The sequence below is a fragment of the Streptomyces sp. WZ-12 genome (assembly GCF_028898845.1).
Taxonomy (GTDB): domain Bacteria; phylum Actinomycetota; class Actinomycetes; order Streptomycetales; family Streptomycetaceae; genus Streptomyces.
In genome coordinates, this window is sequence record NZ_CP118574.1 from 5,184,779 (window position 1) to 5,202,564 (window position 17,786).

At 72.0% G+C, this 17,786-nt stretch carries 16 protein-coding genes; 3 read left to right on the forward strand and 13 right to left on the reverse strand.

From position 1 onward, the window contains the following. Positions 1 to 19: 19 nt before the first annotated feature. The 3 genes from PV796_RS22515 to PV796_RS22525 form a co-directional block, all read right to left on the reverse strand. Positions 20 to 808: an enoyl-CoA hydratase/isomerase family protein gene (locus PV796_RS22515; RefSeq protein ID WP_274915144.1), complete on the reverse strand. Its 789-nt coding sequence runs from the start codon at positions 806 to 808 to the stop codon at positions 20 to 22. Beyond that, positions 805 to 1,299, reverse strand: coding sequence for a Zn-ribbon domain-containing OB-fold protein (locus tag PV796_RS22520; RefSeq protein WP_274919180.1), 495 nt, complete (start codon positions 1,297 to 1,299; stop codon positions 805 to 807). The genes PV796_RS22515 and PV796_RS22520 overlap by 4 nt, the downstream gene beginning before the upstream one ends. 147 nt (positions 1,300 to 1,446) lie before the next feature. Continuing rightward, positions 1,447 to 2,598, reverse strand: a complete 1,152-nt coding sequence (locus PV796_RS22525; protein ID WP_274915145.1) for a lipid-transfer protein — start codon at positions 2,596 to 2,598, stop codon at positions 1,447 to 1,449. A gap of 114 nt (positions 2,599 to 2,712) precedes the next feature. Here PV796_RS22525 and PV796_RS22530 point away from each other — a divergent pair, with 114 nt between their 5' ends. Next, the gene (locus PV796_RS22530; protein WP_274915146.1) at positions 2,713 to 4,374 is read left to right on the forward strand and encodes a FadD3 family acyl-CoA ligase; all 1,662 of its coding nucleotides are present in this window, start codon (positions 2,713 to 2,715) and stop codon (positions 4,372 to 4,374) included. Between the two features lie 111 nt (positions 4,375 to 4,485). Here the strand turns inward: PV796_RS22530 and PV796_RS22535 are convergent, their stop codons facing one another. From PV796_RS22535 to PV796_RS22555, 5 genes are all read right to left on the reverse strand, one after another. Then, positions 4,486 to 5,148, reverse strand: coding sequence for a TIGR03086 family metal-binding protein (locus PV796_RS22535; protein ID WP_274915147.1), 663 nt, complete (start codon positions 5,146 to 5,148; stop codon positions 4,486 to 4,488). Between the two features lie 202 nt (positions 5,149 to 5,350). Beyond that, on the reverse strand, positions 5,351 to 6,958 hold the full coding sequence (locus PV796_RS22540; protein ID WP_274915148.1) for a class I adenylate-forming enzyme family protein: 1,608 nt from the start codon (positions 6,956 to 6,958) through the stop codon (positions 5,351 to 5,353). Between the two features lie 255 nt (positions 6,959 to 7,213). Further along, on the reverse strand, positions 7,214 to 7,435 hold the full coding sequence (locus PV796_RS22545) for a hypothetical protein (RefSeq protein WP_274915149.1): 222 nt from the start codon (positions 7,433 to 7,435) through the stop codon (positions 7,214 to 7,216). A 245-nt stretch (positions 7,436 to 7,680) separates the two neighbouring features. Continuing rightward, positions 7,681 to 7,899, reverse strand: a complete 219-nt coding sequence (locus PV796_RS22550; protein ID WP_274915150.1) for a hypothetical protein — start codon at positions 7,897 to 7,899, stop codon at positions 7,681 to 7,683. 216 nt (positions 7,900 to 8,115) lie between these two features. After that, positions 8,116 to 11,055, reverse strand: coding sequence for an AfsR/SARP family transcriptional regulator (locus tag PV796_RS22555; protein ID WP_274915152.1), 2,940 nt, complete (start codon positions 11,053 to 11,055; stop codon positions 8,116 to 8,118). A 589-nt stretch (positions 11,056 to 11,644) separates the two neighbouring features. On the opposite strand from PV796_RS22555, the gene PV796_RS22560 reads away from it, so the two are divergent. Further along, positions 11,645 to 12,901 (forward strand): amidohydrolase family protein, encoded by a 1,257-nt coding sequence (locus tag PV796_RS22560; RefSeq protein ID WP_274915153.1) that lies wholly within the window; start codon positions 11,645 to 11,647, stop codon positions 12,899 to 12,901. 537 nt (positions 12,902 to 13,438) lie between these two features. Here the strand turns inward: PV796_RS22560 and PV796_RS22565 are convergent. The 5 genes from PV796_RS22565 to PV796_RS22585 all read right to left on the reverse strand — a co-directional run bounded on the left by PV796_RS22565 (position 13,439) and on the right by PV796_RS22585 (position 16,800). Further along, positions 13,439 to 14,302: a helix-turn-helix domain-containing protein gene (locus PV796_RS22565; RefSeq protein ID WP_342456965.1), complete on the reverse strand. Its 864-nt coding sequence runs from the start codon at positions 14,300 to 14,302 to the stop codon at positions 13,439 to 13,441. Next, positions 14,254 to 14,763 carry a DUF6879 family protein gene (locus tag PV796_RS22570; RefSeq protein WP_274915154.1) on the reverse strand — a complete coding sequence of 170 codons (510 nt, stop codon included), beginning with the start codon at positions 14,761 to 14,763 and terminating at the stop codon, positions 14,254 to 14,256. The genes PV796_RS22565 and PV796_RS22570 overlap by 49 nt, the downstream gene beginning before the upstream one ends. After that, positions 14,750 to 14,968, reverse strand: a complete 219-nt coding sequence (locus tag PV796_RS22575; protein WP_274915155.1) for a hypothetical protein — start codon at positions 14,966 to 14,968, stop codon at positions 14,750 to 14,752. Before PV796_RS22575 ends, PV796_RS22570 begins: the two co-directional genes overlap by 14 nt. Before the next feature lie 228 nt (positions 14,969 to 15,196). Continuing rightward, positions 15,197 to 15,520: a hypothetical protein gene (locus tag PV796_RS22580; RefSeq protein ID WP_342456926.1), complete on the reverse strand. Its 324-nt coding sequence runs from the start codon at positions 15,518 to 15,520 to the stop codon at positions 15,197 to 15,199. A gap of 53 nt (positions 15,521 to 15,573) precedes the next feature. Further along, positions 15,574 to 16,800 (reverse strand): helix-turn-helix domain-containing protein, encoded by a 1,227-nt coding sequence (locus tag PV796_RS22585; protein ID WP_274915156.1) that lies wholly within the window; start codon positions 16,798 to 16,800, stop codon positions 15,574 to 15,576. 375 nt (positions 16,801 to 17,175) lie between these two features. On the opposite strand from PV796_RS22585, the gene PV796_RS22590 reads away from it, so the two are divergent. Further along, positions 17,176 to 17,475, forward strand: a complete 300-nt coding sequence (locus PV796_RS22590; protein WP_274915157.1) for a hypothetical protein — start codon at positions 17,176 to 17,178, stop codon at positions 17,473 to 17,475. Positions 17,476 to 17,786 lie beyond the last annotated feature (311 nt).

Below are 17,786 nucleotides of genomic sequence, written 5' to 3' on the forward strand. Positions count from 1 at the left end.
GCCGGGCGCGGCCGGCGGCTCATCTGACGGGCGGCGGGTCGTCCCCGGTGGTGCGGGGGCGGGCGGTGAACAGGGCGCGTTGGCGCTCCGGCGGCAGGTTGCCGAGCGCGATCAGGTGCGGGGCGTGCGCCAACGCCCGGGAGCGGGTGGCCTCTTGGGCCGCCCACAGGGCCCGGACGGTGCCCTGGACGGCCTCGGTGGGCTGGGCGGCCAGCACCGCGGCGCGGCGCAGCGCGGTCTCGACCGCCGAGCCCGGCGCGGTCAGTTCGGAGACCAGCCCGACGGCGTGGGCGCGCCGGGCGCCGAGCCGTTCGGCGGTGCCCATCAGGGCGAGTCGGGCGATCTCCCCGTAGGGCATCCGCTGCGCCATGAGGACGGACTCGTAGGCGCTGACCATCCCGTAGGTGGTGTGCGGGTCGAAGAAGGTGGCGTCCTCGGCGGCGACGATGAACTCCGCCTCGCCGAGCAGGTAGAACGCGCCGCCGCAGGCCATGCCCTCGACCGCGGCGAGCACAGGTTTCCACAGGTCGTTGGATTTCGGGCCGATGGTGCGCAGCGGGTCGTCGAGGGAGAACGGGGAGGCGGGCTGGGGCACTTCGGCGGAGCGGTCGATGCCGGTGCAGAAGGCGCGGCCGCCGGCGCCGGTGAGCACGGCCGCCCGGACGGTGTCGTCGAAGCGGAACTCCCGCCAGGTGGCGACCAGTTCGGCGGCGGTGGCGAGGTCGAGGGCGTTGTGGCGGGCGGGTCGGTCCAGGGTGACCAGGGCGACCCCGCCGGTGATCTCCGTGCGGAGCCCGGTGGACGTCATGGGCGCTCCAGGACCCAGCGGGGGAGGGTGGGGCCACTGGGCGGGGTGTGGAAGACCGCCCGGACCGGGGCGCCGATCCGCAGCCGGGCCGGGTCGACGGAGTTCAGGGCGGCGTCCGGGGCGGTGACGAGGTTGCCCACCAGGCGGATCCGGGGGGCCTCGGCGAGCTCGACGACGATCGCGTTGTAGGGGGCCTGCGCGGCGTAGGCGGGCAGCAGCGGCGGGTGCGGCACGACGTAGGACCAGATCCGGCCGCGGCCGGACATCCGCTGCCAGTGGGCGGCGAACGACTGGCAGTGCGGGCAGCAGGGGCGGGGCGGGAAGCGCGGTTCGTCGCAGTCGGAGCAGGTCTGGACGCGGAGTTCGCCGCGGGCCGCGTACTCCCAGAACGGGGCGCCGTCGTCGTCGGGGACGGGATGCAGCAGGTCGGCGGTGGGGTCGGCGAGATCGGCGGGTCGATTGTCAGTGGCGGCTGGCACGCTTGTGTTCATGGGATCACGGACGGTGAGGGAAGCGGGGTCGGTCATGGAATCGCGGTCGGTTGCGGGGTCGTCGTTGGGCGCGGAATCGCGGGTGGTCGTGGGGTCGGTCCCGGCGGCGGTGGCGCCGCGCGGGGAGCGGTCTGCGCGCATCAGGTCTCAACTCCTCAGCAGCAGCGCGGAGGTGGGCACGCCCTCGCCCGCGGTGACGAGGCAGGTGGCGGCGTCCGGGACCTGCGCGGTGCTGGTGCCGCGCAGTTGCCGGACGCCCTCGGTGATGAGGTTGAAGCCGTGGACGTATGCCTCGGAGAGGCCGCCGCCGGCGGTGTTGAGGGGCAGGCGGCCGCCGCTCTCCAGGGCGCCGCCCTCGGTGAAGGCCGCGCCCTCGCCGCGTCCGCAGAAGCCGTAGCCCTCCAGGGAGAGGGGTATCAGGGGGGTGAACGCGTCATAGATCTGCGCCACGTCGACGTCCTGCGGTCCCAGGTCGGCGCCCTTCCACAGGTGGCGGGCGGCGGTCCAGGCCGGGCCGGTGAGCGGGTCGTCGTTCCAGTAGTTGACCATGCCGTGGTGCTGGGCGGGCAGCCCCTGGGCGGCGGCGTGGACGTAGACGGGTCGCTGGCGGCAGTCGCGGGCGCGCTCGGCGGCGACCACGACGCAGGCCAACGCACCGTCGGTCTCCAGGCAGTTGTCGAAGAGGCAGAGCGGTTCGCTGATCCAGCGCGCGGTCATGTACATCTCGCGGGTCAGCGGGCGGTCGTACATCATCGCGGCCGGGTTCTGGTTGGCGCGGTTGCGGCAGGCGAGCGCGACGTTGAAGAAGTGGTCGCGGGTGGCGCCGTATTCGTGCATATAGCGCCGGGCCAGCAGGCCGATCTCGTCGGCCGGGCGGAGCAGTCCGAAGGGGCGGGTCCACTGCCCCGGAGTGGGCAGTTGGGCGCGGGTGTTGGTCCACGGGCGCGGCCCCGAGCCGCGCTTGCGGGACCGCCAGGCGACGCCGACGCTGGCCTGCCCGGTGGCGATGGCGGCGGCCAGGTGCGCCACCGTCGCACAGGAACCGCCGCCGCCGTAGCCGACCTTGGAGAAGTGGGTGACGTCGCCGGCGCCGATGGACTTGGCGATCTCGACCTCGTCGGTCTCCTCCATGGTGTACGAGGCGAAGGCGTCCACCTCGGAGGGCGCGATGCCGGCGTCGTCCAGGGCGGCGACGATCGCCCGGCACGCCAAGCTCTTCTCGGATTCCGGGAGCCGTTTGGCAAAGGGAGTCTGTCCGATACCGACGATCGCCGTAGCGTCCTTGAGGGTCGCCCCCATCGCCACCTCCGTGGTCGGCGGTCACTGCTGACAGCGGAGGAGGCTACCGCTAATCTGACGGGTAGTCAGCTAGTGCGACGGTACGGGTCCTTGCGGCACACGGGAGGCAGTGCGATGGACGAACGGCTCGATGCGCGGGCGGACTTGGCGTACGGCTCGCTGGCCCATCTGGTGCGCGCCGCCGCCGACCGGTACGGCCCCCGGGAGGCCGTGGTCGAGGGCCGCACCCGGCTCTCCTACGCCGAGTTGGGCGCGCGGGCGGAGCGGGCCGCCGCGGCCTGCCTCGCGGCCGGCGTCACCCGCGGCGACCGGGTCGCGGTCTGGGCGCCCAACACCCTCGACTGGATCGTCGCCGCGCTCGGCGCGGTGACCTCCGGCGCCGTCCTGGTCCCGGTCAACACCCGCTTCAAGGGCGCCGAGGCCGCCGACATCCTGCGCCGCACCCGCGCCAGGCTGCTCTTCGTCACCGGCACCTTCCTCGGCACCTCCTACGTCGCCTCGCTGCGCCGGGCCGCCGAGCGGGGCGAGGGGCGCGGCCCGCTGCCCGGACTGCCGCACCTGGAGCGGGTGGTGGTGCTCGCCGACGACGCCCCCGCCGACTTCACCACCTGGCGCGCCTTCCTCGCCGAGGGCGCGGCGGTGCCGCCCGGTACGGTGCGGGCCCGGGCCGACGCCCTCGGCCCCGACGACCCGTCCGACATCATCTTCACCTCCGGCACCACCGGCCACCCCAAGGGCGCCGTGATCACCCACGGCCAGACCCTGCGCGCCTACGACGTATGGAGCGAACTGGCCGGCCTGGAGGAGGGCGACCGCTACCTCATCGTCAACCCCTTCTTCCACACCTTCGGCTACAAGGCCGGCGCCCTCGCCTGTCTGCTGCGCGGCGCGACGATGGTCCCGCAGCCGGTCTTCAGCGTGGAGACCGCGCTCGCCAACATCGCCGCCGAGCGGATCTCCGTCCTCCCCGGCCCACCCACCCTCCACCAGCAACTCCTGGACCACCCCGACCGCGCCCTGCACGACCTCTCAGCGCTGCGCCTGGTCGTCACCGGCGCCGCCGTCGTCCCCCTGGAGCTGGTGGAACGGCTGCGCGGCGAGCTGAAGGTGGCCACCGTCCTGACCGCCTACGGGCTCTCGGAGAGCACCGGAGTGGTCACCATGTGCCGCCGCGGCGACCCGCCCGGGGTGATCGCGGCGACCTCGGGCCGCGCGATACCGGACACCGAGGTCCGTATCGTCGACGCCGCCGACCGCCCGCGGCCGCCCGGCGAGCCCGGCGAGGTCCTGGTCCGCGGCTACCACGTGATGTCCGGCTACTTCGAGGACCCGGCCGCCACCGCCCGCGCCCTGACCCCCGACGGCTGGCTGCGCACCGGCGACGTCGGCGTCCTCGACGCGGACGGCAACCTCCGGATCACCGACCGGCTCAAGGACATGTTCATCGTCGGCGGCTTCAACGCCTACCCCGCCGAGATAGAGCAACTCCTCGCCCGCCACCCGGACATCACCGAGGCCGCCGTCGTCGGCATCCCCGACCGCCGCCTCGGCGAAGTCGGCAAGGCGTACGCGGTCCGCCGCACCGGCTCCCGCCTCACCGCCGACGACCTGATCGCCTGGTCCCGCCGGGAGATGGCCAACTACAAGGTCCCCAGGGAGGTGGAGTTCGTCCCCGACCTCCCGCGCAACGCCAGCGGCAAGGTGGTGAAGGGGAAGCTGCGGGGGAGGGGGGACGGAGGCGGTGGGACGTGGCGCCGTGACGCGATGGCGCCGTGACGCGATGACGCCCTGGCGTGCTGGTGCCGTGGCGCCGCGGTGTCGGGTGGCGTGAGGGGCCGGCGGCCGGGCCGGACCGGATGTCTCCCCTCCTGCGCCCTTACCCGGACGTCAGGGGCAAGCGGCGCGCGGGTTCCGCGGCGGCGTCCAGTCCGGGTGCCGGCCGCTGAGCGCCACCACCCGGTCCAGCAGCGGCGCGTCCGCCGAGACCGGGACCGCCGCGCCGAAGGGCGACCCGGACTCCGGGCCGGCGGCGGTGGCCGCGAGCAGCGCGTACGAGACGTCCAGGCTCGGGCCGTCGGGCGCGTAGTCCTGGCCGGTGGCGCGCGCCAAGTCCCAGCCGTGCACGACCAGTTCGTTCAGCGCGAACCTGCCGGCGGCGGCCCCGGGCAGGGTGACGTCCCCCACCTGCGTCTCGCGCTTCCAGGCGGCCGGGGCGCGCCAGGCCGCCGCCAACGCGTCCAGGTTGCCCGCCAGCTCCGCGCGCCACCCGGGGGCGAGCTCCGGCAGCGCCGTGCCCGGAGGCGTGTCGGTGGTCGGCCCCAGCTCCTTGCGCGCGGCGTCCCGGAACGCGGCGGTCAGCCCGACCAGATGGCCGAGCAGATGGCGCACGGCATAGGCGCTGCACGGGGTGGGCGCGGCCAGTTGCTCCTCGGCCGTGCCCGCGGCGAGCCGGGCGACCTCCCGGGCCTGCGCCGCGAGGTCGACCAACGGGGCGCCCGCCGCGGGCCGTTGCTCCGGGTGCTGGGCCGCGTTCCGCTCCGCGTCCGTCATCGTCCGGCTCCCTTCTCGCCCGGCTTCGCCGACCGTTGGCCGACTTCACCGGCTTCGCTGGTTTCACCGCAGTCACGGTCTTCACTGGTGTGGGGCGGGCCATAGCGTTCGCCCCACACCAGTGAAGACCGCGGCGCCCCGGGAGACTCGTCGCCGCGCCGCCGACGGACAAGGGGGCCGCAGAGCCGAAGGGGAAGCCCGGCTACCCGCCGCTCCTGCCGTACCGCTCCCGCAGCGCCGTCTTCAACACCTTGTTCAGCGGCCCGCCGCGCGGCAGTTCCGTGGCGATCTCCAGTTGCTCCGGCAGCTTCTGCGCCATCAGTCCGGCCGCCCGCAGGTGCGCGGTGAGCCCCGCCAGGGTGAGCGCCGGTGCCCCGCCCGTACCGGTGCCGCCGGTCGCCTTGGGGACGTTCGCCGCCCCCTTGAGCGTCACCACCGCGCACACCCGCTCCCCCCGCTCCCGGTCCGGCAGCCCGATCACCGCCGCCTCCGCCACCGCCGGGTGGGTGTGCACCAGGTCCTCGACCTCCTGCGCGGAGATGTTCTCGCCCTTGCGGATGATGATGTCCTTCAGCCGCCCGGTGAGCACCAGATGCCCGTCGGCGCGCAGGTGGCCCAGGTCGCCGGTGCGGAACGCGCCGTCCGGGCCGAACGCCCCGGCCGTCAGCCCGGGATCGGTGTACCGGCGGAAGAGCATCGGTCCGGCCACCGTCACCTCGCCGGTCTCCCCGGTCGCGGCCCCGCTCCCGTCGGGCCGGACGATCCGTATCCGGGCGCCCGTCACCGGTCGGCCGACGGTGTGCGCCAGTTGCTCGTCGCCGTCGTACGGCGTGCCCATCGCGATCATCGGGCACTCGGTCATCCCGTACCCGTGCACGATCGCGCACCCCAACTCCCGCCCGGCCGCCCGGTACAGCTCGGGCGGTAGCGGCGCCCCGCCGCCGGACAGCAGCCGCAGCGACGGGATCAGCGGCCCGGCGGCGCCCGGTTCGGCCGCCCGGCGGCGCCGCGACGCGTCGTGGAACGCCCGGTAGAACGCGGTGCTGCCGCCCGCCATGGTCACCCCGTGGCGCCGGTAGACCTCGGCCGCCCGGTCCGCGTCGAAGGTCTCCAGCACCACCGCAGGGAACCCACTGACCAGCATCGCCACGACGTAGTCCGGGCCGGCGATGTGCGCGTACGGGAACGCGATCGAGCCGATGTCGTCGGGGGCCATCCCCAGCGCGGTGGCCAGCCCCACCCCGCCGGCGATCAGCGAGGCGTCGGTGTGCTCGACTCCCTTGGGTGCGGCGGTGGTTCCGGAGGTGTAGTAGATCCACCGGGTGCGGTCGTCGGCGGCGGCTGGCGGCTCCGGCAGCGTGTCCGGGTCCCCCACGGGAAGCCCGTCCGCCACGGAGACCACCCGCGCCCCACCGCGCTCACCGACCGCCCCGCGCACCATCGCCGTGTGGTCGAACCCGCGCCACACCCCCGGTACGAGCGCGTACTCCGCCGCCGCGTCGCGCAGGATGAACCCGACCTCGCGGGCGCGGAGTTGTGGGATCACCGGCGTCTGCACGGCCCCGAGCCGGGCCAGCGCGAGCGAGGCGATCACGGTGTCGACGCGGGTGGGCAACTGCCACATCACCCGCGTCCCGGGCCCGACCCCCAGCGCCAGGAACCCGGCCGCCGCCCGCAGCGCCGCGTCCCGCACCGCCCCGAACGTCACGGCGCCGCCGCCCCCGTCGAAGAACATCGGCACCTCCCCGGAGGCCCGGGCCCGGTACTCGACCAGCTCCCACAACGTGCCTATACGGGCGACCTCGAACACGGCGCGCCTCCTGGAGTGGTGGGCGGGGTGCGCCGCGCGACTCTAGCACCGTAACTGACGAAGTGTCAGATGGTGGCGGTGGGTTGGGGGCGGCGCTGTGCGCGCGGTGTGCGCCCGCGCGTTGTGCCTCGCCTGGTCCGCGCCGGCCGTTTCGGAATGGAAACCCCGCCGCCTTCGGCAACGAGGACGGGGCCGGGCAATTGCCCGGCCCCGTCCGTGATGTCGCGACGCGAGATCTGTCGTGGCGACCTTCGATCAGGGCATGTGGTTGTCCATCGGCGTCACCTGCGCGTGGATCCGCTGAGAGGGCACCGGCATGTGATTGTCCTGCGGCGCCATGGGCGCGTGCGCGTCCTGGGCGGTGACGACGGCCGGCGCACTGGGTATGTGGTTGTCGGCCATGGCGGGCACCGCGGCGGTGCCGAGCGCGGCCGCGGTGAGGGCGGCGACGGCCAGGAATTCTCTCGTACGGTTCATTCCAACTCCTCGGAATAATAGGGGCGTTGCTGTTCCCGGAAACAAACTAGCGGCTAGTCTGCGCAGACGTTCGACGCTTGTGAGGGAAAGCGGTCGAATGTCGTGGGTTTTTACTATCCGGTCGGGAAACGCCGCAGGGGCCGAACTTCCATGGCTTCCCCTCCAAGCCACGGAAGACGACCCCTGCGATCCCCCGGATCCCCCCGGTTGTGCTCCCCCGTATTCCCCCGTCGGTTCAGTGGGTCTTACTTGGGCTCACCGAGCGGCTGGTGGTTGTCCTCGGTGGTGATACCCGTCGCGGCGATGGGCTGGTGGTTGTCCATCGGCTTGACGATGTCCCGCTCACCGGGCTTCTTCTTTTTCGCTCTCGGGGTCACACCCGGCGCGATGATGGGCTGGTGGTTGTCCATCGGCCGGATGGCATCCCGTTCGGCGGTCACCTGGGCCTTGTTGTCGGTGCTCACAGAGATCAACTCCTGAATGGGCGCTTGAGCTTGTGCCAGCCCGCCCGGCGACTCCCCCGTTGGCCGCCGGACGGGCGTGGCGCGGCCGCTCACGATAACTGTGCGGCCTGGGCACCGAGCCGCTTGCCCCCCGAGGCGGCGGTTCGATGCTGTTAAGAGTGGCCCGCCGCGATGAACGATCGATAAACGACGACGTTGGGGAGATGCGGCGGCGGTTTACGCGACCGCGGCAGGGGTGAGAAGCGCCTGCACAGCGCCCCCTTCGGGGGATCCCAGGCGCTCGAAGATGGCCAGGGATTCCTGCCAGCACACCCGCGCCCGACCGACGTGCCCGAGCGCGTGCAGGGCCCGGCCCAGGGCGGTCAGGAAGGTCGCCCGCCAGGAGTCGCCGCCGATGCCGCGCAGCGCCGTCAGGGCCTGCTCGGCGCGGTTGGCGGCACTGGCCGGCCGGCCGCCGGCCAGATCGACCTCGGCGAGCCGGAAGTTGGTCATCGCCTCCCAGAACCGCTGGCGGCTGTCCTTGAAGATGGCCAGCGCGTCGGTCAGTTGCTGGTTGGCCTCCTCCAACCGCATCGCCTCGGTGTACGCCAGGGCGAGCGCGTACATGCCGTTGGCGAGCCGGCGCCTGGCGCCCAACTCGCGGTAGATGGCGATGCCCTGTTGTGCCAGTTGGATGGCGCTGTCGACCCGCCCGGTGGCCAGGTGCACCCGGGAGAGGTTGCACAGGGCGCTGGCTTCGGACTGCCGGTTGTCGTCGTCGTGGAAGGCGGCCAGGGCCTGCCGCAGGTACCCCTCGGCGTCGCTGTGCCGGCCCTGGGCGTTGGCGATGATGCCGCGGTCGTTCGGCGCGTACGAGCAGGTGAACGCGTCCTCGGTGGCGAGGCCCAACAGCATGGCGGACTTGGCGTTCTCGTCCGCCTCGTCCAGCCGGCCGGTCAGGGTGCGCACATAGGTCAGGGCGAGGTGGAGACGGGCCTCGGCGTGCTGGTTCCCGAGCTCCCGGGCGGCCTTCAGCAGGGCGATGCTGGTCTGCTCGTACTGGAGGGCTTCGGCGCCGGACTCGGCGAGGTCCTTGACGAGCAACAGCAGGTCGGCCGCGCCCCGGATCGCGGCGGGGCCGCTGGACTGGCGGGCGCAGGAGAGCAGGCACCCCGCCTCGATGAACAGCCACTCCAGGGCCAGGGCCCGGTCCTGGAAGTCGAGTCCGGGGTAGTTGGTGCGCTCCATGTGCGCGATCAACCGGTCGCCGGGGCGCTCCAGCGCGTACATCCGGGCGGCCGTCGCCAAGTAGAAGTCCAGCAACCGCGTCAGCGCCGCGTCCCGTTCGGACGGCGGGTGTTCGTCGCGTTCGGCGCAGGCGCGGGCGTAGAGGCGGACCAGGTCGTGGAAGCGGTAGCGGCCCGGTGCGGCGGACTCCAGGAGGGAGGTGTCGACGAGCGATTCGAGGAGTTCCTCGGTGGCGTCCGCGTCCAGGTCGAGCACGGCGGCCGCCGCCATCAGGGAGATGTCCGGGCCGTCGGCCAGGCCCAGCAGGCGGAAGGCGCGGGCCTGGGCGGGCTCCAGTTGTTTGTAGCCCAGTTCGAAGGTGGCCTTCACCGCCAGGTCGCCGGCGCGGAGTTCGTCGAGCCGGCGGCGCTCGTCGGCCAGCTTGGTGGCGAGCGTCGAGACCGTCCAGGTGCGGCGGGCGGCCAGCCGGGAGGCGGCGATGCGGATGGCCAGCGGGAGGAAGCCGCAGGCGCCGACGACGGCCATGGCGGCCTGTCGTTCGGAGGTGACCCGCTCCTCGCCGACGATGCGGGTGAAGAGGGTCAGCGCCTCCTCCGGGCTCATCACGTCGAGGTCGACCAGATGGGCCGAGGCCAGGTCGATCATCCGCGAGCGGCTGGTGATCAGCGCCGCGCAGCCCGCGGTGCCCGGCAGCAGTGGCCGGACCTGCGCCGCGTCCCGGGCGTTGTCCAGCAGGGCCAGGACCCGCCGGCCGGCAAGCGTGGAGCGGAAGAGGGCGGAGCGCTCCTCCAGGCCGTCGGGGATGGCCGAGTCGGCCGTCCCCAGGGCGCGCAGGAACGCGCCGAGCACCGCCTCCGGTTCGGCCGGCGTGTGCCCGGCGCCCTGGAGGTCCACGTACAACTGCCCGTCCGGGAAGTGCTCCCGCGCGGCGTGCGCGACGTGCACCGCGAGCGTGGTCTTGCCGACGCCGCCGATGCCGGCGACCGCCGAGACCGCCATCACGCTGCCGTCCGCCGTCGCCAACTGGTCGCTGAGCTCCCTGACGAACGCGGTGCGGCCGGTGAAGTCGGCGACGGTGGCCGGGAGCTGGCGCGGGCGGACCAGGGTGGCCTCCAGCGCGTCCGGGCCGCCGGTGGGCGCCGGGGCGTCGAGCTCGGTGTCGGCCTGCAGGATGCGTTGGTGGAGCTCGGAGAGCGAGGCGCGGGGGTCCACGCCCAGCTCGTCGGCGAGCAGTTTGCGGGTGTCGGCGTAGACCGCGAGCGCCTCGGCCTGCCGGCCACTGCGGTACAGCGCCAGCATCAGCAGCTCCCGCAGCCGCTCGCGCAGCGGGTGCGCGGCGGTCAGCGCGGTGAGTTCGGAGACCGCCTCGGCGTGGTAGCCGGCCTCCAGGTCGAGGTCGAGGCGGTGCTCGGTGAGCGAGAGCCGCCACTCCTGGAGGCGGGTGCGCTGGTTCTCGGCGTACGGGCCGGGGACGCCGGCGAGCGGTTCGCCGTCCCACAAGTCCAGGGCGGCGTCGAGCAGTTCGCGGGCCCGGTCGCGGTCCCCGGCGGCCTTGGCCTTCTCGGCGTCGGCGGCGTACTGCTCGGCGGTGTCGTGGTCGAGGTCCAGGGGCGTGCCGTTCACCGGCCGCAGGGCGTAGCCGCCGGACTCGCTGGCCAGCGCCTCCGCGTCGTCGCCGAGCGCCTTGCGGAGCCGGGAGGCGTAGGTGCGCAGCGCGGCGAGCGCGGCGTGCGGCGGTTCGTCGCCCCACAGGGCGTCGACGAGCTCGGGCGCGGTGGCGGTCCGCCCGCCGCGCAGCAGCAGCGCGGCGAGCAGGGCGCGCTGCTGCGGCGAACCCACCGCGAGCGACGACCCGCCGCGCCAGGCCCGCACGGGACCGAGCACGGTGAAGCGGAGCCGCTCCCGCACCTGTCCCGGACCGTCGTCCATGGTGTCCCCCTGCCGTGTCCCGTCCGTCCGCGTTGTCATGGCCCCTCGCGCCTTTACCTCGTGCGCAACGGTCAGTCTGCCTTGTCGCGACCCGTTACGTCAGTAGGGGTCCGGAGCGTGCACAAAGCCTCCTCGTGCGGTTCCGCCGACGGGGCGCGGCCGCCCGGCGAAGCCTTGGAAGGAAACCCTCCGGTTTCTCCCGTCGCGCCCCTCCCGCGGCAATGTCCCAGCTCGGCGCCGGTGTTCGCAGTGGCTGCCACCCGTCCGTCCCCTCACCGCTCGGCCGCCCGGCCCGTGCCCCGCGCAACGCCCCACGGCCCGTGGCCCCTCTACCCCGGGCCCCGAGCCCCATCCCCGACTGGCTGGTTTGTTTCTCCCGGGGGCTCCCCTTCCCCCGCGGGTGGGCCGCGCCCCGCCGACGAGCCGCCCGGGTGCGTACACGCACGAGCGGGCCGGTTGGTTCTCGCGCGCGGGCCCCGGGTCGCCCTCCGCCGGCTCGCCCCCACCGGCCCCGAACCCCTGCCGCGCCCTCCGCATCCCCCTCCCCAGCTTACTGACGGGCCGTCAGATCGGCGCTACCGTAACGCCCATGGAGACCAACCCGGTGGAGACCAACACCCCCATCCCCAGGATCATTTCGGTCGACGACCACACCGTGGAGCCCCCCGACGTCTGGCGGGACCGGCTCCCGTCGAAGTACCACGACACCGGCCCCCGCATCGTCCGCGCACCGCTGACCGAAGTGACCTTCGTCGGCGGCAAGTTCGCCCCCAAGATGGGCGCGCCGGGCGACGACGGCCCGATGACCGACTGGTGGATCTACGAGGACCTGCACCGCCCGCTGACCCGCCTGGACACCGCCGTCGGCTACTCCCGCGACGAGATCAAACTGGAGGGCATCACCTACGAGCAGATGCGCCCCGGCTCCTTCAGCGTCCCCGAACGGCTCGCCGACATGGACGTCAACCACGTCCAGTCCGCCCTGTGCTTCCCCACCTTCCCCCGCTTCTGCGGCCAGACCTTCACCGAGGCCAAGGACCGCGAGCTGGCGCTGCTGGGGGTGCGCGCGTACAACGACTGGATGGTCCAGGAGTGGTGCGGCCCGCAGGCCGGCGGTCGGCTGATACCGCTCACCCTCATCCCCCTCTGGGACGCGGAACTGGCCGCCGAGGAGGTGCGCCGCAACGCCGCCCGCGGCGTCCGCGCCGTCTGCTTCAGCGAGATCCCGCCCCACCTGGGGCTGCCCAGCATCCACACCGACTACTGGGACCCGTTCCTGCGCGCCTGCGACGAGACCGGCACGGTCATCGCCATGCACATCGGCTCCTCGTCGAAGATGCCCTCCACCTCCGCCGACGCCCCGCCGGCCGTCGGCTCCACGATCACCTTCGCCAACTGCTGCTTCTCGATGGTCGACTGGCTGCTGAGCGGCACGTTCGACCGCTTCCCGAACCTGAGGATCATGTACGCCGAGGGGCAGATCGGGTGGATCCCGTACATCCTGGAGCGCGCGGACGTCGTCTGGGAGGAGAACCGCGCCTGGGGCGGCGTCGCCGACAAAGTCCTCCGCCCGCCCTCCGAGCTCTTCGCCGACCACGTCTACGGCTGCTTCTTCGACGACGCCTTCGGCCTGCGGAACCTCGACGCCATCGGCGTCGGCAACGTCCTCTACGAGACCGACTACCCGCACTCCGACTCCACCTGGCCCAACTCCCGCCAGGTAGCCGAGACCCAGATGTCCCACCTGCCCCCCGACACCATCGACCGCATCGTCCGCGGCAACGCCATCGAACTGCTGGGACTGACGGGGGAGGGGCTGTGGGGGCCGGGGGTGGGCGGGAGCTGAGCCGGCGTGGGGCCGGCCTCGATGGCGTCGCCCCGCGGGTCGCGCGCCCGGGACGGGGGCCCCGTCCGCCGGTCATGGATGGATGCACGGACGGGGCCGGTGCGGCCGGCCGTCAGCGTTCGCCAGCCAGAGCCGGGGCGGCGCTACTTGCCATCTCCACCTTGCGGTTGCGGCTGTGGGTCGCGCGGTGCCTCCGGGGGCATCGGGCCCCCGTCGTGCTTCCCGCCGTCGTCCTGTGCGACGGCCTCCAATTCCCGGGGGTGCCGGAACGGAATGCCGCGCCAGCCTTCGGCGTCGGGCGTGCGCGATGCGTACGTCTCAACGGCTGCGACGCTCATCCACCCACCTCCTCTTTCCTGAGGGGCCGTGCCGCCATACCGTCGAGGCACGGCCCGTGGATCCGCAGGGTTCCTGCGGCTGGGTCACCCGCCCCGGGCGCTCGACCGTCCAGGATTCCGCGGCCGGGGTGGGGTCTTTCTCAATTGCCGTAGCAGCCATTTTCCTTGGAGAGGAGCCAGCCCCCTAGTTCGTTTCCCGTTACCTCAAGAATTCGTCCCGGATTTCTTGCGCCAGACCCTTCATGGCATCGCCGTACAGCGCGATTTGGGAGAACCGAGCAAACGTCTCGCTATAGGTCTCCACGTCTTTGGGGTCGCGAGTGGTGTACTCGGCATGGAATGTCTCGGTGATCACTAGTCGATCGTCGTGAAGGCTGAAGCAGTTCATCGGGAAGTCCGGCAGGCGGCCGTTCTGGGGCACGATTCCGATGCGGACGTTGGGGAGCCGGGCAAAGGAAACCAGCCGATCGAGCTGGAGGGCCATCACGGCGCGTTCACAGATCAGCCAGCGAAGGACGTGCTCGCAGATCAGGAAGTGGAAGCTCCGTTCAGCCTCGTAGAGCGTCGCCTGGCGTTCAAGCCGTGCCGCCACCGTTCGAGCCCGGGTCGGCTCGGGTAGTTCCGGGGGCAGGCCGAACACCGCGGATGCGTATTCGGGGGTCTGGAGCAACCCGGGAATCAACTGCCCCTGAAAGAGCCTGAGATGCATGGTTGTGGCCTCAATGGCCTTGATCGTGTGTTGGTGCTTCCACGGCCCCATGCGGCGCAGCAGGCGCCACGCAGTCGCTTCGGTGACTTCCGCCCGGGCCGTGGCCAGGAATTCGCCCTTCACGGTTTCGGAGACGCCGATGGCGCTCAGGATCAGGTCCACGTCCTGGAGCGTGGGTAGCGTCCGCCCGTTCTCGACCTTGGACAGCTTTCCCGCTGACATGGAAGCCCTGCGGGCCACGGTGCTTCCGGTCAGTCCGGAGGCGATTCGCAGCGTCCGCAGGGCTCTGCCGATGGACTCCGTGCTCAGTGCTGCCGCTCCCAGTACTCCGCGAACGGCACGGCATGGCGCAATGCCACGTCCCGATAGCTCCGGTATGTGCTGAGCTTGTTCGGAGGCAGCAACTCGGCGCCGATGAACGCGCCCTTCTCGGTGTAGTGCATGCGGTACACCTGCCGGTCGTCGAACAGCCAGAAGTCATGGTCAGGCAGACCCGTCACGGCCTGCTCGGCGAGGTCGATGATCCCGATGGACTCCCCGGCCTGGATGTTGCCGGGGTACGCGGCCAGCTCGTACCGCAGGTAGTCGGTCAACGGCGAGGTGAGGACGTGGACCCGGGACACCCGCTTGCCCTTGTCGGTCATCGACCGCACCCAAGGGTTGTCGGCCCAATCCGGGCCCATGTCCTGTCCGGCGAGGAACCGAGTGATCTCTTCGCGCTCCTCCTCCACGTCGTACTCGGACAGCGTTTCCAGCCGGAACCCCGTCCGCTCGAAGGCATCGAAGAGCCGACCGAACTGTTCACCGCTGAGCACGGAAGTATCCCTCCAGGACCGCAGCGGGAATCCGTACGGCGGTTTCCCCTTCGGGTAGGTCAAGTTGGGCCAGTTCTTCCGGATCGCTGATTGCGTAGCCCTGAACCACGTAGTCGTTGGTGGTGGTCTTGGCCCACAAGGTCGGGCAGGTGCCGTTCTTGCAGTCTGGTGAACCGGACAGCTTCCGCAGCGGCTCGGTGGCCATGCATTCCCCTCAGAGTCGCCGGTGGACCTCCGTCACGGTTGATGTTCCGACGCCGGTATGGGCTGGTCAAGGAGTGTCCCTTTCCACAACGGGAAAGGTCGCGTGCGGGTAACTGCGGGGACATCACGTACGTTTCACGTTCACTGGCCGGGCTTTGAGCAGGACCTGTTCCTCCCGTGCCCCGGCGAGGAGCGCCTCGTGCATGCGCCGGGCCGCGCCGAGCCTGCGTCACGGTGCCCGCACGGCGAGCTCCAACAGCCCGAACGACCGGTTGCCGTCCTCGCGTTGGAGGTCGTCGGACACAGGGGTGGCGAGGTGGGCCCACCAGCCGGTGGTGGGACCGAGGGGGTAGCCGTACGCGATGCCGACGGGCTCGCCGTCGGCGGTGCGGGCGAGGGCGGCGCGGAACGTGGCCTTGCGCACCTGGGAGCGGAAGCGGCGGAAGGTCGCCTCGACGGAGTCGGGGGTCTCGTTGTAGGGCGGCTCGGCGAATGCTTCGGCGTAGACGAGCTGGAACGCGGGCTCGGCGTGTGCGGCGCTCGGGCCGTCCAACGTCAGTACCGTAAAGGCTACTTGAGAGGGCCCGGGGCCCTTGCTCTCGTCGTTCACACCACTCCCAGTCGAATGCCCAGCTCGACCAGCCGCCCGCGCTTCTGAGCGCGAAGCATCGTGCCCACGGTCTCGCGGACCCCGGCATGCATCCGGGTCGCCTGCGGGGCGAGGCGTTCGGCGTGGAGGAAAGCGTCCAGTGCCTGCTCGCGCTGCCCGTTGTAGAAGTGCGCGCGCCCTATGTCGATGTAGTGGTGCGAGCGTCGCTCGCGACTGTAGGTCTCCGGCAGCTTGACTTTCCTCGCCCGATCGACGGCCAGGCGCCCCTGCCCCAGCTCGACAGGGAGGCTCACGCCCCAGATCGCCACGTTCGTGGGGCCGAACTGGAGATGCCAATCGTCGCGGTCCCTACCGAGTTCGCCCGCTACCGCTTCCGCGCGGTGCCAATGGTGGTCGGCGGCGTTCTTTTCGGCCGCACGTGCGTGGTTCAGCGCGGCCTTCAGCTCGAACGCGCCACGGAGCGAGACTGCCTCGGGCGGCGGTGAAGACATGCGGGTGAGCGTCGTCAAGGCGTCATCGATGACGGCCCCCGCCTCGTCGTGCTCACCGATGTTCAGGAACTCGCCGGCGTCGTACCACTGGGAGGCCAGCACGCGCAGCGGATCGCCGGTGGCCTCGGCGGACCACAGGACGCGCTCCGTCGCGAGGGTGGCGTCCGAGACGTGACCCAGCTTGTAGAGGTACTGCATCGCGCACTCGTAGGCGGTGGTCAGCATCGAGAACACCATGCGGCGCGGGCTGCCTGTGGAGACCTCGGCCGCGACCTGGAGATCGCGCAGCAGGGCGGGCAGGATCTCGCCGGCGCTCGCCAACTTGGCTGCTTGCCGGTCGGCGTTGGCCGCCCGGACCCGCGCTCGTAGCTCGACAAGGTCCACGTTCGCGACCTCTTCCTCGGACGGGCGCGTAGGCCGCCCATGCCGGAGGACAGCGCGACGGACAGCGGCCACCCCGGCGACCGCTGCCTGCCCGGCGAGGTCGGACTGCGGCGGGGTGACGGGGCCTCCGGTGATCTCGGTGGGATGGCAGTCCAGGACGCGGCACAGGGAGAGGATCACCGCGGGTCGGTCCAGCGCTCTGCGTCCCTGCTCGAATGCCTTCACCGCCGAGAGGCTGTAACCGGACTCGGTGGCAAGACGCTGTTGAGTCCATCGGCGGCGCATGCGGATGCGCGCGAGCCGCTGGCCGTTGCCGTCGGCCTCTTGCATGTCAGGGAAGTGGGCCATGGCGGGCTCCGTTCTGACGTCGTCACTCAGAACGGTACGCCTAGGCAGCCCAGCATGCAGCGATCAGCCTTTCGCCGCCCAATCGGTTGATTGAGGGGCGGCCCAGGCGGCGCGAACTAACCGGCAGGCAAGGATGGTTATGGCACGCGCCGAGGGCTACGAACTGTGTCCCTTGGCGGTTGTCACGAGCCATACGGTCGGTCAGTACAAGGCGGCCACCCAAGACCCCCGCGGCCGACGCAACCGGCCCGGGGGCGTGGCCATCAACCACCAGGAGGTTGACGACATGCGCCAACATAGCGCTTGGCTCTTCGAGCCGCTGCTGCGGTTGTCACTGCCCGCGTCCGGGCGGCGCCGACGGGAGGCGGTCGCACGATGAGCGAGTCGCCGGAGCCCCGGTTGCTTCCGTGGGGGACGCCCGAGGGGAAGACCTGTTTCCTTCTGGGGGACGGGACGGGCTATGTCTCCCGGGTCGCGAACCGCATTGAGGCCGTTCAGCTCGACATGGCTGACAAGCTGGCCGCCCACGCGGACGGGATGCTCGGCGAGCCGAAGCTCTCGGAGCGTGAACTCCGCTCTCTGGCAGGCCATTTGACGCGCGCGCTGCGAGATGTCCGCCGGGTGGCGGTCAGTCGCGGTGCCCGGCTGGGCGAGCCGGGTGACGTCCCCGGCTAGGAACTCCCCCGACGGGGCCCAGCAGGGGCCCGGTCCGTCCTGCGGGGAGCGTCCCGGGCGCCTCCCCTGAAGGAAGCCGCACCGCGGAGGCGCGGTGTGGGAGCAACGGGGCCTGTCTTCCTCGAAGTGTCGGGGAAGGCAGGCCCCTTCATCGGCCCCTGTGTTGCTCGACGCGAGGTGGTCACCGCGGTCGAGGCGGCGTACGGATGGTGGGTTGGGCAAGGGCGGCCCGGCGTCGGGCGCTTCGGGCTGACCGTGGACCGAGAAGGGCAATGCCCGTGGTGGGTGCTCCGGACCTCTTGCCTGACGGG